This window comes from Legionella pneumophila subsp. pneumophila str. Philadelphia 1, assembly GCF_000008485.1.
Classification (GTDB): Bacteria; Pseudomonadota; Gammaproteobacteria; order Legionellales; family Legionellaceae; genus Legionella; species Legionella pneumophila.
In genome coordinates this window covers 2068507-2082707 of sequence record NC_002942.5, presented here as the reverse complement: position 1 = coordinate 2082707, position 14201 = coordinate 2068507, and the positions used below count along the sequence as shown (strand labels likewise).

Here is a 14201-nt window from a genome sequence, read left to right as displayed (position 1 = left end):
AAAATAACAAATTTAGCCATCTTAATAGCAATAGACTAACTCTCACATTACGAATTGTTCACCAGCACCAATATCTGTATACTCGTAAGTAATAGTATTAAGAAACTATAACCAAGAAATTTTCCTTTGAAGAATAAGGGTCATTATGTCTAATGAAAATGAAATAATATCAAATGAGACTGTGAAATCTTCTGCTTTGCCTGTATTACCATTGAGGGACGTAGTCGTCTATCCGCATATGGTGATACCTCTCTTTGTTGGGCGTGGCAAGTCAATTAAAGCTCTTGAAGCAGCGATGATTGATAATAAACAAATTTTTTTAGTTGCTCAGCGTAAATCGGCGCATGATGATCCTGGTCCAGAAGATATCTATCAAGTGGGAACTGTATCCAGTGTTTTGCAATTGTTAAAGTTACCTGACGGAACTGTAAAAGTTCTTGTTGAAGGTGAGCAGCGTGCACGTGTCAAGGAGTATACTCAGGATAAAGGTTACCTCGAAGCGACACTTGAATACATTGAGGAAGTTGGCTCAACAATTCAAGAGCAAGAAATTGGAATTCTAATGCGGTCCTTGATGTCGCAATTTGAACAATATATAAAGCTTAATAAGAAAATTCCACCAGAAGTCTTGTCACCATTGGCAGGAATAGAAGAGCCAGGTCGCCTGGCAGATACCATTGCCGCACATTTAACGCTTAAAGTAGATGATAAGCAAGAGTTGCTTGAAACTATGGATGTAGGAACTCGACTTGAGAAATTAATGGCGGCGATAGAAAATGAAATTGATCTGTTACATGTGGAAAAACGTGTAAGAGGTCGAGTCAAACGTCAAATGGAAAAAAGCCAGAGAGAATACTATCTAAACGAACAAATCAAAGCTATTCAGAAAGAATTAGGGGAAATGGGTGAGGAAGGCAATGAGATTGAACAATTGGAAAATTCAATCAAAAAGGCTGGAATGCCGAAAGAAGCTAAAGAGAAATCATTAGCAGAGTTACATAAATTAAAAATGATGTCTCCGATGTCTGCTGAAGCAACTGTTATTCGTAATTATCTTGATTGGATGCTGATGGTCCCATGGAAGAAGCGGACCAAAATTCAGTTTGATTTACTAAAAGCAGAAAAGCTGCTCGATAAGGAGCATCATGGTCTGGAGCAGGTTAAAGAACGTATCATCGAATATCTTGCTGTACAACAACGAGTAAAAAGATTGAAAGGACCGATATTGTGTCTAGTAGGTCCTCCGGGAGTAGGTAAAACTTCTCTTGGACAATCTATCGCCAATGCTACTGGAAGAACTTTCATACGCATCGCTCTGGGCGGGGTAAGAGATGAAGCAGAAATTCGTGGTCATCGAAGAACATATATAGGTTCCATGCCAGGTAAAATTATCCAAAAATTATGCAAGGCAGGAGTTAAAAATCCTCTTATCATGCTGGATGAAGTAGATAAGATGGCAATGGATTTTCGCGGTGATCCGGCATCGGCATTACTGGAAGTATTGGATCCTGAACAGAACCATACATTTAGTGATCATTACTTGGAAGTTGATTATGACTTGAGTGATGTTATGTTTATTGCAACTGCCAATTCGCTAGAAATTCCGGCCCCGTTATTGGATAGAATGGAAGTTATTCGCTTGCCTGGATATACTGAGGACGAAAAAGTCAGTATTGCTGAAAAATATTTGGTTCCCAAACAAATGCTGTTAAATGGTTTAACCAATGAAGAAATCCATATTAGCGAAGGGGCTATTAGAGATATCATCCGTTATTATACTCGAGAGGCTGGAGTACGTAATCTTGAAAGGGATATAGCGAGTATATGCAGAAAAGTTGTTAAAGAAATACTCTCAAGCAAAAAGGGAAAAAAAGGAAAAACAATCAGTATAACTGTTAGCAACATTACTAAGTATTTGGGCGTTAAAAAATATCGTTATGGATTAGCTGAACAATACGATCAGATAGGTCAAGTCACTGGCTTAGCCTGGACAAGTGTTGGAGGTGAACTTCTGACTATAGAAGCATCCATTATGCCAGGTAAGGGTAAAGTTACTCATACTGGTCAGCTCGGTGAGGTAATGCAAGAATCTATCCATGCAGCTATGACGGTAGTAAGAAGCCGCGCTAAAGCTTTTGGTTTGCCAGATGATTTTTATGAGAAACATGATTTTCATGTTCATGTACCAGAAGGTGCAACACCCAAAGATGGCCCAAGCGCTGGTATAGGAATGTGCACGGTACTAGTCTCCATAGTAACACAAATCCCAGTTAAGGCAGATGTCGCCATGACAGGTGAAATTACTCTGCGTGGGCAAGTTTTACCAATTGGAGGATTAAAAGAAAAATTGCTGGCTGCACATCGTGGTGGAATCAAGCATGTCATTATCCCCGAGGAGAATGTAAAAGACCTTGAGGAAATCCCTGATAATGTGCTCCGCAAGCTGACAATTCATCCTGTTAACACCATTGAACAGGTTTTGGAACTGGCTTTGCAACGCAATCCATGGGTGGAGGAGCCAACAAATATACAACCTGGCACTATATTGAATAAAAGATCAAAAAAAATTAAAAATAATGATTTACACGCACATTAATACAGAGTATATTTCTCTTCGTGGCCCGCTACTGGCGGGCTCTGCAAGGATGTACGAACTTGACTGGAGCAGTTGAATCTGTTTAAATCAGCTCCGGAATATGGATGATTAACTGTAAAGGGGAAAAGATGAATAAGAGTGAATTAGTTGATGCTATAGCAAGCGGTTCAGGTTTGACCAAAGCTGACGCAAGCAGAGTTCTTGAAACTTTTATGGCTACTGTAACTGATGTCTTAAAGAAAGGCGATCAAGTTGTAATACCTGGTTTTGGTTCTTTTTCAACAGGTAATCGTTCAGCACGTACTGGCAGAAACCCACAGACTGGAAAAACAATCCAAATTAAAGCGTCACGGGTTGCCAAATTTAAAGCAGGTAAAAACCTGAAAGAAGCGGTACAACAAGCTTAAGTTTTCAGGGTGCTTAGCTCAGCTGGGAGAGCATCGCCCTTACAAGGCGAGGGTCGTAGGTTCGATCCCTACAGCACCCACCAAGAAATGGAGTGGTAGTTCAGTTGGTCAGAATACCGGCCTGTCACGCCGGGGGTCGCGGGTTCGAGCCCCGTCCACTCCGCCAGATAAACGCGCTGAAAGGCGCGTTTTTTTTATCAGCTTATGGTAGAATCGGTTTCATCAAGCATTGTTAATATCAAAATGGATCTCGGGACATGTTGCAGAAGTTAAATGAACACATTCAGGGTGTAGTAGCGTGGTTAGTTATTATATTAATTGCTATTACCTTTACACTTTTTGGTGTTGATTATTATTTTCAATCTCGACAAATATCCGATGCAAAGGTAATAGTTAATGATAGACCAATTACCATGCAAGCGTTTGAAACGAACTACAGACGTACTCGTGCCCAGCAAGATTTACCACAGATGACTGCCGCTGATGAAAAAAATCTGCAAAATCAAGTATTAAATCAAATGATAACGAATGAGGTGAGTATTCAGGCTGCCAGGAAATATGGATTTGAGGTTAGCCCAGAACAAGCCAATGCAGCCATAGTGCAAATTCCTCAATTCCAGGAGGATGGACATTTTTCGGCACAACGATATCAACAAGCTTTGAGTGGAGCGTTGTTTACTCCAGAGACTTTCCAGAATGAAGTAAGGCAAGGCATGTTGCTTAATCAACAACGTTTTGCGTTTATGGGAACATCATTTGCTTTATCAGATGAAATAAAGCGTTTTGTCAGATTGTACATGCAGACCAGGGATTATGATTATTTGACGGTACCTTCTGATCGCTTTGAACAACAGGCGAAGATTTCAGAAGATGATATCAAGAGTTATTATAACCAACACCATAAAAAATTTATGACTTTAGAGCAAGTTACATTGGATTATGTGCTTTTGTCTATGCATGATATCAAGTCACAAATAAAGATATCACCCGACGAAATTAAAAGCTATTATGAAGAAAACAAAAGTAACTACCTAACTCCTGCTCAATGGCGGGTTGCCCATATTTTATTTGCAGTTCCAGAAAATGCCACCAAGGAAGAACAAGATTCAATTAAGCAAAAAGCCGATGAGGTTTATAGCGATTTAAAAAAGCATCCAGAACAATTTGATAAATATGTTGCTTCCAAATCTGATGACAAGTTATCTATAGCCAATAAGGGTATTCTTCCCTGGATTACTGGCGGGCAAAATGAATATGACAGAGTACTTTCCAATTTAACTAGACCAGGGCAAATTTCTATACCAGTACAAACAAAATATGGTTATGAAATTTTTAAGCTGATTGCTTACAAGCCAGTTACAACTAAATCTTTGCAAGAAGTTGAAAACATTATAATGGATCAACTAACCAGTGATATGGCTCAGGCAAAATACGCTCAAGTTTTAGAGCAATTAACAGATTTAAGTTATCAAACTCCTGATTCACTTGATCCGGTTTTGGATTCATTAAAGCTGAAAATTCAACATACAGAGCCTTTTTCTCGTGATGGTGGCAAGCAACCTATTACCAAAAATAAGCAGGTTATCCATGCAGCATTCAGTACTGATGTTTTAGAACTAGGGAATAATAGCGAGCCTATACAGATTGATAATGACTCTGTAATAGTTTTACGAGTGAAGAAACATATACCTTCAAGAGAACAAACCTTGGATGAAGTGCGAGATCAGATTAAAAAAATACTTGCAAAACAGTATGGGGATGCTAAAGCAAAAGAAATTGGTAGTAGTTTGCTTCACCCCGTTGAAGATAAGCAACAGCAGGAATTAATCGCTAACAATCAATTCGAATGGCATTCTGTAGAGAATGCTTCCAGGGATAGTGATAAAGCAAATTCTTTAATTAATGATTTAGCATTTAATTTATTACGTCCAGAAAGCCGAGACGGAGTAATTTTAGACAACGGCGATTATGTTGTTGTTAAATTAAAACGAATTAATGATGGAAAATTAAGCTCTCTGGATCAAGAGCAAAGAGATAGCTTGATACAGCAAATAGAAGCTAGCTATGGAATGATGGATTATGATTTATATGTTAATAACTTGCTTCATCATGCGAAAATAGAAAGGAAATAGGATAAGAAAATGGCTGTTCCTTACGAAATTAAGGGATGGCCAGATATCGAGAATTCTTCAGTTTTTGCCTATAGTTTTTCTCTGTGAGGCTTTTTCAAAGTTGCTCCTGATATAAATATCACATTAATAAGCCTGAAGCTGTTCATAGACTTACGCGTTGAAATATTTTATAGCGGTTGGTTTGGGGTTCAGGCTGGACGAAAATGATCCTGAATAGAGCGCAGGTGGTTATATGAGCTTTTGAAGGATTATTTTCATTCAAAATCAGCTAAATATGGTCTTTTTAAGTTGAGGTTTATTCTCTTAATAATAATCCGTTAATGAAGGAGTCGCAGGAGTCATTTGATTGAGGTGCTCTATTTCATGTCGATTCAATAGATTAGATAGGCTAAATCTAAATTTGTCTGTTATATTATAAAAAACGTTTAGTAGTCTGGGCCTCGCTATTTGCTCAGCCCCAATATAATTTAGCTTTATTGAATTTTTTTAAGTACAACTAAGAATTAAGTCAGCAATTTAAAGCGGACTAATATATATCTAACCTAGTTCGCTCATCGCTGATACTGCGTGATATCCTGCATCAACATGTAGCACTTCACCAGTAATCCCGGATGCCAGATCAGAGCATAAGAAGGCAGCAGTATTTCCGACTTCATCAGCAGTAACATTTCTTTGTAATGGAGTAATGTTTGCATAGGCAGCATGAATTTTACGAAAATCTTTAATTCCAGCAGCGGCAAGAGTTTTAATTGGTCCAGCTGATATGGCATTAATTCTTAATCCTCTGGATCCTAAGCTGGCTGCCAGATAGCGCACAGAGGCTTCCAAGCTTGCCTTCGCAACACCCATAACGTTATAGTTTGGTACGGCTTTTTCTGCCCCATAATAGCTTAAGGTTAAAATTGAACCCTGAGTATCTAGCATCATAGGCAATGCGGCTTGAGACAAACCTATGAGGCTATAGGCACTAATATCATGAGCTATTCTAAATCCTTCTCTATTTGCACATTCTACAAAATCACCACTGATCTGATCAGCAGGAGCATAAGCTACAGAGTGGACCAGGATATCTAATTTATCCCAGTGATTACGCAAATTATCAAACACGGCTTTTATTTCTTCATCACTTGCAACATCACAAGGAAAAACTAGAGTTGAATTAAATTCCGATGCCATTGTTTCAACACGTGACTGTAATTTTTCGTTTTGGTAAGTAAAAGCCAACTCAGCGCCTTGATTATGGAATGCTTTAGCAATGCCATATGCAATCGATCTGTTGCTTGCCAATCCAACAATAAGTGCTTTTTTTCCAGTTAAAAATCCCACAATAGTATCTCCTCCCATTATTCTTAATTTAGCAGGGCGAAGTGAGTGTTACTTCGATCCTGGACTAAAACCACAATATCAATTAGGTTGCTCTTAAACAGCCTAATAAAACATCAACTGCCTCGAGTATGTGAAGCTAATAATTCCCGCATTTTAGCTTGAATCATCTCTATAGCGATTCTGTTTTCACCGCCGCGAGGTACTATTATATCAGCGTAGCGGCTTGAAGGCTCAATAAATTGCATGTACATAGGGCGAACTGTAGTCTCATATTGATGAATAACCGATTCAAATGATCGATGCCTTTCTACTACATCTCTTTTTAAGCGCCGCGTTAAACAGACGTCAAGAGGAGTCGACATGAATATACGTATATCCATAATTTCTCGTAGAGCTTTATCACTGAAAAGCAGTATTCCTTCGAGTACAATAATGGCATGTTGACCCACTGCTCTGGTTTCAGGTAAACGCAGATGTTTGGAATGAGAATAAATAGGAATTTGTACTGTATTTCCAACTCGTAGCTGACGAAGATGCTCATAAAGTAGAGCATGATCAAAGGAGTCAGGATGATCGTAATTTATTTTTTCTCTCTCTGTAAAGGGTAGATGCCCATTATCTTTATAGTAGGCATCTTCAGAGATAACGACAACCTGCTCGGATCCTAATTCATTGACTATAGTATTTGCTAATAAACTTTTTCCAGATGCTGATGGGCCGGAAATCCCAATAATAATTGCTTGCTTTGTCATAATGTTTTCATTAAAAATTTTGTACGAATAGTAAAGTTTTTTCAGTTGGAATTCAATCATTCTCTCCAGTCTTATGAAAAGCATTGACTACTTCAACTAAAGGCTGTCCTACTGCTGCGGCAGGGGGTTTAATCAATAATAAGGAAGATAATGTTGGTGCAATATCCGTTGTGTGTACTTGCCTGAATATACGTTTTGGTTTGAAGTCAGGGTGTACAAACAGTAGCGGGACATAAGTATCATATTGCCAGGGACTGCCATGAGCAACTCGATCTTCACTTTTTGCACCGTGGCTTTGATATGGCGGTTGAACAATGTAAACATCGCCTGCGCGGTAAGCGTAAGACATCCGGTCAACTTTTGCGCTTAACCAATCCTTTTCAATATCACGAATAGGTAAGGGGTAGGCTTTGAATATCCCTGGAAGATGACTGATTTCTTCTGCCAGGTAGAAACTGACCTCTGCAATATCCAAATTTTTCTCTTTTATAATTTGGTGATCAAGGTATATAAAAGGAGGATTAATTGACATTAAAGCTTGCGCAGGCAGGTTGAAACGTTTCAATAATAAATTCTCGATGTGTTTTCCTGTTGCTTCTATATTAACAGGTTTAATTTCAGGTATTTTATGTGCTTTAAGGTAAGATGGACCATCGCTGACACCATGATCTGCGGTGAGTATTATTAAGGTATTATTAAGACCAACCTCTTTATCAATGGTTTTAAAAAGTTGGCTTAGGGTGTCATCAAGGGCGATCAAATTGTCTTCTGCTTCCAGACTATTAGGCCCAAATTGGTGACCAATAGCATCTACAGCAGAAAAACTGATTGCAAGATAATCTGTTTGGCCTGTTGTTTTTCCCAATTTTTCATTAACCAGTAGTTGTTTGGCAAAATCAGCTGTTAATTCATCTGCCTTTGGTGTTCTGGAAAGCGATTTGAAATATTCTTCAGATGGAGGATTGGTTACATGATGGGGAAATGTTTGACCAAAGCTGCCATAGTTATGACGAAATGGAAGAGTATTTGCATTCTGATAGAATGATTTAGGATGAGAAAGATTCCAGTCGTAGGCTTTGGGTTGATAGTGTTTATTCCAGTTTTCTACCCATAGTGGATAACTGGAATAGTAGTAAGTGCTTGTAATAAATCCACCATTCGTTTTGTCAAACCAAAACGCTTTTCCTGCGTGACCAGCTAGAGTGATGGCTGCCCTGTCTTTTAATGATACACCAAAGGCTTTCCCTTTATTTGCTAAAATGATTTCATCGCTTAATGTGGATGGTTTTAGGTTTCGCGGTGAGCGTCCTGAAATTTCTATATGGGTGTGTACAGTGGGTAAAATTTTGGCTTGTAAATCCTCCATACAGTACTTTAGTTTTCTTGTTTTTCTATCATACCAATCATTATCAACTATGCCGTGTAAAGAGGGGTAGCTTCCTGTTGCAATAGTGCTATGGCCTGCGCAGGTCGTTGTATTGGCATGAGGATGATGTGCGTTATGATAATCCAAACCATGAGCAAGCAAATAATTGAAACCAGAAGGTCCAAACTGTTTATGATGACGGTAAATCAGATCTCCGCGTAATTGGTCAACAACTATTTGTAAAATTAATTTAGGTTGGTCTGAATCAGCGTAGCTAATTAAGGAGTTGATCAAAAGAAGAATACTGCAGCTTATTTTTTTCATTTTTATGACCATCATATATTGCAAATTGACGCGTAAATTAAATCAAATGTTTTATAAAAACAATAAATAGCTTATTTAAATTTCTTCTAATTTTTATTGTGTCTGACTGATTGAGCAAAAAATATCTTGATTTAATTGATCTGAGCTTACTCTTAAAGCGACGATAACAAGGCTTAAAAATACTCTCCAGAAGTCTATTCATTTGATGAACTAACAAGGAAATTACAAATTTTTCATTAAAATCAATAGATTGAAAATTAATTAGATAGTAAAAAGAAAAAGCATGACGAAAAGAGAGAATTGGTTTAAACTGGCCTACAGTGAAAGCATTTCACTAGTCCTGTTCATGGAGTATAAGGAGAAAATAAGATGTCATTTGAATTGGTCGCATATGAAAAATTAAAAGGAAGCATCAGGGAAAGTATCATTACTTTAATCAAGTCCCATAATGAGAAAGCCAAAATTATTGAGGACAAATTAGAGTACTCAGTAAAAGAAGTTTCAAGAGAAAGGCAACCACAAGTCCTTGTCTTGCTAAAAACTATCGAACTGCTGGATAACTCATCCAAAGAGCCAGAAGATAAGGCACGCGTATTAAATGCATTGGCCTATTACATTCGTGATCAGATTGCTGCAACTTATAAATACACCTCTCCCGACAACAGTGATTTTTATAAATCTCTTACCATATCGCTTGATTTGAATAAGGATAATAATCCTAATCGGGAAGATTTGGCTGATATGTACAGTGCTTTGGAAAAATTCCTTCGTTCCCATGTTTATAAAAATTCTGACCCAAGAAAAGGGTATTTGGATAAACAACCTTTCGCAATCAAGCATTATTCCGTTGTTGATGATATTCTTGAATTATCTGATAGAGTGCATAAATTAAGACATGAGATTATTATCGCCGCTCGCGATTTGCATTTACTGCAACAAAAACCAAAGAGCTCTCAAGGCGGTCTTTTTAGTGTTCCATCAGGAAAAGAAAAAGTCACCGATACTCATGAGGTTGCAAATCATCGCCTTTAAGCTTTCTACTCTCACCTCTTCACTCAGGAAGGGGTGTAAGACTCCTGTTTTACCGGATAACCACTCATTGCCCAAGCCATAATTCCACCATCCACAGAATAGACTTCGTAATATCCCAAATCCATTAAGCATTGAGCTGCATACAGTGATCTGACGCCGCTTCGGCAATGCAAATAGATAGTTTGTTCTTTATTGGGTATTTGGTTTTGTATTTCAAGAGAGATGCGATCTTTAGGAATATGAAGTGCTCCCGGGATATGCATCATTTCCCATTCGTCCAGTTCACGTACATCAATCAAACTCAAATTGGCTTGATTGTCCATTTGGTGTTTTAGTTCATGAACGTCTATTGTTTTGATCTTATGCTTTGTCATAACGAATTTCTCTCATAGTGGGTCTGGTTAATGTGGAGTGATGAAGCAGCCAGTATATAGTTGCTGTGATGACTCCTCCAATTAGAGTCGCAAATGCCCAGGTAGGGGCCGATACTAAAACAGGTTTTTGACCTAGCCTATAGAGATTACCTGCGTCTCGAGCCACTGCTCCGGCAAAAATAAAATGTAAAAGACCATTAATTAACATAATTAAATAGAAAAAGGTTTGGATTTGTGTGCTAAATTGTTTTGCTAATTCACTGAGCATGAATCAGATTCCTTGAGTCTGTTTCGATTGTCTCCATGATAACAGAAAAATGGCGGAAACCACTAAAGCTATTGCCATGCCCTGTATAGATGAAGGCTTCTCATCAAAAGCCAAGTACCCCCAAAACAATCCGGTTATTGCAACGACTCCACCAGTTAAACTATAAAAAACAGGTCCTGCCATACGAATGAGAATAAAGAAAAGTAAATATCCTAAACTGGATAAAATTATTTCAAGGATAACGATTTGTTTCACGAGAGTTAACGGAGCTGAGAGAGAATAAAATGCGTGCTGCTTGAGGACAACAGGGGTAAGCAGAAGAGACGCCGCCAGTAACATTCCATTAGCAGCTTGCAGGGCGTTAATTTCTTTTGGCTGTTTGGCTCCTATATAAATTGAGCAAAAAGCAAAGCCAAGAGGGCTAAGCATAGCTAATATAGTCCAGCTTGAGTAAAGTCCTGCGGAGTTTATTCCTATAATTGCAAGTATGCCGGACATACCAAGTAACAAGGCAAAAAATCGCCACCCATCCGGTTTTTCTTGGCCCGCCATGAGAGCTAAAGGGTAAACCAGTAAAGGAACAGTATTAACTAACACTGCCAATAAACCTGCCGGGATATGGCTGGCAATAAAATACATGTTGGTATTAGGAATAGCGATACCTATCAATCCACATATAAAAAAATAAGGCCAATAAACAGGGTGTAGTAAGCGAGTTTGTTTTGTAAAGAAGCTCACTAAAGTTAATAGTAGGGCTGGCCCTAATGATTGCCAAAAAGCATAGCCTAGTGGGTTAACTCCATTAGTCATTGCAAATTTGGCAAGAGTATAGCCTGATCCCCAGATGAATCCTAAAACAATTAGAAGAAGGATTGATTGTATGGTTTTAAAATGGAGCATAAAAGGTAGGATAAATAGTATAATTTTGGATAATTATGCCATTGAAAGTAGAAAATAACGATATTCTTGTGAGGCCTTTAAATTTTGCTCAATAAAACAGTTTTTTAATCCCTACAAATGCTGAATTATTATTTTATATGATTGCAGTACATTTTGCCAAAAATCCTGGTCAAGAACATGAAGAATCGATGATGGAATAAATATTGCTGTATTCACAATATGTTGTTGTGAAACACGACTATTATATAAATGCCTCTCTTTTCTATATATGTTGTCATCATGAAAACTGTAGTAATAATGTATTAAGAATGATAAATACTTTTATTTTATGAATAACCTAGGTAACATCGATCCATTTTAAAAAATAGGGAGTATGAATGAATAAGCATGAAATCCCCGTTCCACATCTGACTACTGCTCATTCAGGTCCTTTGTATCATGTGGAAAAAATAATATTAAATAAACTTGCTGAAATAGAATCCTGGTTCAGAAAAAAGTGGCAGGAAACACCGGCACCTCTAACGTCATCTGTTGATTTGCGACATGCTGGCTTTAAATTGGCTCCCGTCGATACCAATTTATTTCCAGCTGGTTTTAATAATTTAAACCCGGAGTTCCTTCCCCTGTGTATACAAGCTGCTCAATCTGCCTTGATAGAGTATATCCCTGATTGTACTAAAATTTTGCTTCTCCCAGAAAGCCATACTCGGAATAAGTATTATTTACAGAGTTTGAATGTATTAAAAACAATTTTTGTAAAAGCCGGTTTTATAGTTCGAATAGGCAGTTTAGATCCAGACATTAAAGAACCTACAGAAATAATACTCGAACAAGGTGAAACTTTATTAATTGAACCATTACAAAGACAAGGTGATAAGGTGGGACTGGATAATTTCAGCCCTTGCCTTTTGTTATTGAATAACGATTTGTCTTCAGGCGTTCCTGAAATATTACAGGATGTGCAACAGCGAATTAGACCTACAGCCAAATTAGGATGGGCTTCTCGATTAAAATCGAGTCATTTTCAATTTTTTGAAGAAGTAGCTATTGAGTTTGCTGAATTAGTCGGTATTGATCCGTGGTTAATTAATCCCTATTTTAGCGCTATAGAGGGGGTCGATTTTATGGCCCAGGAAGGGATTGAAACCTTAGCTCAAGAAGTTGATAAGATATTATCGTTAATAAACGATAAATACACTACTTACGGAATAGAAAATAAACCGTTCGCAGTAGTAAAGGCAGATAATGGTACTTATGGCATGAGCGTTATGATGGTTCATAATGGAGATGAAATTCGACAATTGAATAGAAAGCAGCGTACCAGGATGTCTACCAGTAAAGGAAGCAGGAAGGTAGACAGAGTCATTATTCAGGAAGGTGTTTATACTTTTGAAACGATGCCTGATGGTTCTGTTGCTGAACCTGTAGTTTATATGATTGGTCAATTTGTTGTTGGTGGATTTTATCGCGTTCATAAAGGCAGAGGAATTGATGAGAACCTCAATGCTCCAGGCATGCATTTTGAGCCGTTAGCTTTCGCACAGGCTTGTAATATGCCATGTGATGATTTAGAGGTAGTTGACTGCCCAAATCGTTTTTATGTTTATGGGGTTATAGCTCGTTTGGCTGCACTGGCTGCAGCTCGAGAAATTGCTGCAATTGGAGGCGAATGATGAAACTTGCGGTGCTTATGGATCCATTGGATCAAATAAAACCCTATAAAGACTCTACAGTAGCTATGATTAAAAGCGCACAAGGATTGGGATGGTCTTGCGCCTACTTTACCCTGAATGACTTATATTGTTGTGATGGGGGCGCTTATGCACGAGTCCATGAAATTCACATTGGAGATATAGAGAGTCTGAGTTGGGTTAAAACCATAGATTTGGGTAATAAGCCATTGAGAGATTTTGATGTTATTTTGATGCGTAAGGATCCTCCATTTGATATGGAGTATATTTATGCAACTTACGCTTTGGATTTAGCGGAACAAGAAGGGGTGTTGGTTGCAAATAAACCGCAAAGTTTACGTGACGCGAATGAGAAATTTTTTACCCTAAATTTTCCTCATTGCTGTCCCCCTACTTTTGTATCCAGAGATGCTCGGCAATTAAAAGAGTTCTGGCAAATTCATCAACAAGTTATTTTTAAACCTCTTGAAGGAATGGGAGGTAATTCCGTTTTTTATGTTGACAAAGAAGGTAAAAATTTATCGGTCATTTTGGAGGTATTAACCAAAGGGCAGACAAAATGTATTATGGCTCAGCGTTATATCCCGGATATTACAGTAAGCGGAGACAAACGTATTTTATTGATCAATGGCGAACCCGTTCCTTTTGCTTTGGCTCGCATTCCTGCAAAAGGAGATTTGCGGGGAAATTTGGCCGCAGGAGCCAGGGGAGAAGTGGTAGCTATTACTGAAAGAGACAAATGGATATGTGAACAAATAGCTCCAGCTTTGAGAGAAAAAGGTCTGTATTTTGTGGGTATCGACGTGATAGGTGATTATCTAACAGAGATTAATGTGACTAGTCCCACTTGTATTCGGGAAATTAGCACTGAAACTGGTTTGGATATCGCAGGTGAATATATGCGCTGCCTTGAAAAGTTACATACTTCTTTATCAAAATAAAGAACAGTCATTATTTTGATTTTGAAGTTCAGAGCTTAAAGAGGGTTGGTTTTGCATTTGGCTCAATACCAACCCTTATCATGACCTGGCAA

The 14201-nt window shown here is 38.1% G+C and carries 12 protein-coding genes and 2 tRNA genes; 8 read left to right on the top strand and 6 right to left on the bottom strand.

The genetic code is table 11. The features are described 5' to 3' along the window. The first annotated feature begins 145 nt into the window (after window positions 1–145). The 5 genes from lon (at window position 146) to LPG_RS09305 (ending at window position 5135) form a co-directional block, all read left to right on the top strand. Window positions 146–2596 carry an endopeptidase La gene (gene lon, locus LPG_RS09325; protein ID WP_010947583.1) on the top strand — a complete coding sequence of 817 codons (2451 nt, stop codon included), beginning with the start codon at window positions 146–148 and terminating at the stop codon, window positions 2594–2596. A 128-nt stretch (window positions 2597–2724) separates the two neighbouring features. Further along, window positions 2725–3003 (top strand): HU family DNA-binding protein, encoded by a 279-nt coding sequence (locus tag LPG_RS09320; protein ID WP_011214112.1) that lies wholly within the window; start codon window positions 2725–2727, stop codon window positions 3001–3003. Between the two features lie 7 nt (window positions 3004–3010). Next, window positions 3011–3086, top strand: a tRNA-Val gene (locus LPG_RS09315). 6 nt (window positions 3087–3092) lie between these two features. Continuing rightward, a tRNA-Asp gene (locus LPG_RS09310) sits at window positions 3093–3169 on the top strand. 91 nt (window positions 3170–3260) lie between these two features. Continuing rightward, window positions 3261–5135: a SurA N-terminal domain-containing protein gene (locus tag LPG_RS09305; protein ID WP_010947581.1), complete on the top strand. Its 1875-nt coding sequence runs from the start codon at window positions 3261–3263 to the stop codon at window positions 5133–5135. 537 nt (window positions 5136–5672) lie between these two features. On the opposite strand, the gene LPG_RS09300 is transcribed toward LPG_RS09305, so the two are convergent. The 3 genes from LPG_RS09300 to LPG_RS09290 form a co-directional block, all read right to left on the bottom strand. Next, window positions 5673–6479 (bottom strand): enoyl-ACP reductase FabI, encoded by an 807-nt coding sequence (locus tag LPG_RS09300; protein WP_010947580.1) that lies wholly within the window; start codon window positions 6477–6479, stop codon window positions 5673–5675. Between the two features lie 95 nt (window positions 6480–6574). Next, complete coding sequence (gene udk / locus LPG_RS09295) at window positions 6575–7213, bottom strand: uridine kinase (protein WP_015444407.1); 639 nt, start codon at window positions 7211–7213, stop codon at window positions 6575–6577. A 52-nt stretch (window positions 7214–7265) separates the two neighbouring features. Continuing rightward, a complete protein-coding gene (locus tag LPG_RS09290) occupies window positions 7266–8903 on the bottom strand; it encodes an alkaline phosphatase family protein (RefSeq protein ID WP_011946763.1) in 1638 nt (545 codons plus the stop codon). Window positions 8904–9272: 369 nt separating this feature from the next. Here LPG_RS09290 and lem14 point away from each other — a divergent pair, with 369 nt between their 5' ends. Continuing rightward, window positions 9273–9935: a Dot/Icm T4SS effector Lem14 gene (lem14, locus tag LPG_RS09285; RefSeq protein ID WP_010947577.1), complete on the top strand. Its 663-nt coding sequence runs from the start codon at window positions 9273–9275 to the stop codon at window positions 9933–9935. A 23-nt stretch (window positions 9936–9958) separates the two neighbouring features. Here the strand turns inward: lem14 and LPG_RS09280 are convergent, their stop codons facing one another. Genes LPG_RS09280 through LPG_RS09270 form a run of 3 tightly spaced genes read right to left on the bottom strand, consistent with a single transcriptional unit; the run spans window position 9959 to window position 11477 of the window. Further along, window positions 9959–10309, bottom strand: a complete 351-nt coding sequence (locus LPG_RS09280; protein ID WP_010947576.1) for a rhodanese-like domain-containing protein — start codon at window positions 10307–10309, stop codon at window positions 9959–9961. Then, the gene (locus tag LPG_RS09275; RefSeq protein WP_010947575.1) at window positions 10296–10577 is read right to left on the bottom strand and encodes a hypothetical protein; all 282 of its coding nucleotides are present in this window, start codon (window positions 10575–10577) and stop codon (window positions 10296–10298) included. The genes LPG_RS09280 and LPG_RS09275 overlap by 14 nt, the downstream gene beginning before the upstream one ends. Before the next feature lie 3 nt (window positions 10578–10580). Further along, complete coding sequence (locus tag LPG_RS09270) at window positions 10581–11477, bottom strand: DMT family transporter (RefSeq protein WP_010947574.1); 897 nt, start codon at window positions 11475–11477, stop codon at window positions 10581–10583. A 377-nt stretch (window positions 11478–11854) separates the two neighbouring features. Here LPG_RS09270 and gshA point away from each other — a divergent pair, with 377 nt between their 5' ends. Then, the gene (gshA, locus tag LPG_RS09265) at window positions 11855–13150 is read left to right on the top strand and encodes a glutamate--cysteine ligase (protein WP_010947573.1); all 1296 of its coding nucleotides are present in this window, start codon (window positions 11855–11857) and stop codon (window positions 13148–13150) included. Beyond that, the gene (gene gshB / locus LPG_RS09260) at window positions 13150–14109 is read left to right on the top strand and encodes a glutathione synthase (protein WP_011946762.1); all 960 of its coding nucleotides are present in this window, start codon (window positions 13150–13152) and stop codon (window positions 14107–14109) included. The genes gshA and gshB overlap by 1 nt, the downstream gene beginning before the upstream one ends. The last annotated feature ends 92 nt before the right edge of the window (window positions 14110–14201 follow it).

What these genes read in the sequence shown, in the direction of transcription:
- LPG_RS09280 (WP_010947576.1), bottom strand. Translation starts at nt 10,309, where the DNA reads ATGACAAAGCATAAGATCAAAACAATAGACGTTCATGAACTAAAACAC.
- LPG_RS09300 (WP_010947580.1), bottom strand. Translation starts at nt 6,479, where the DNA reads ATGGGAGGAGATACTATTGTGGGATTTTTAACTGGAAAAAAAGCACTT.
- LPG_RS09305 (WP_010947581.1), top strand. Translation starts at nt 3,261, where the DNA reads ATGTTGCAGAAGTTAAATGAACACATTCAGGGTGTAGTAGCGTGGTTA.
- lon (WP_010947583.1), top strand. Translation starts at nt 146, where the DNA reads ATGTCTAATGAAAATGAAATAATATCAAATGAGACTGTGAAATCTTCT.
- gshA (WP_010947573.1), top strand. Translation starts at nt 11,855, where the DNA reads ATGAATAAGCATGAAATCCCCGTTCCACATCTGACTACTGCTCATTCA.
- LPG_RS09275 (WP_010947575.1), bottom strand. Translation starts at nt 10,577, where the DNA reads ATGCTCAGTGAATTAGCAAAACAATTTAGCACACAAATCCAAACCTTT.
- udk (WP_015444407.1), bottom strand. Translation starts at nt 7,213, where the DNA reads ATGACAAAGCAAGCAATTATTATTGGGATTTCCGGCCCATCAGCATCT.
- LPG_RS09270 (WP_010947574.1), bottom strand. Translation starts at nt 11,477, where the DNA reads ATGCTCCATTTTAAAACCATACAATCAATCCTTCTTCTAATTGTTTTA.
- LPG_RS09290 (WP_011946763.1), bottom strand. Translation starts at nt 8,903, where the DNA reads ATGAAAAAAATAAGCTGCAGTATTCTTCTTTTGATCAACTCCTTAATT.
- gshB (WP_011946762.1), top strand. Translation starts at nt 13,150, where the DNA reads ATGAAACTTGCGGTGCTTATGGATCCATTGGATCAAATAAAACCCTAT.
- LPG_RS09320 (WP_011214112.1), top strand. Translation starts at nt 2,725, where the DNA reads ATGAATAAGAGTGAATTAGTTGATGCTATAGCAAGCGGTTCAGGTTTG.
- lem14 (WP_010947577.1), top strand. Translation starts at nt 9,273, where the DNA reads ATGTCATTTGAATTGGTCGCATATGAAAAATTAAAAGGAAGCATCAGG.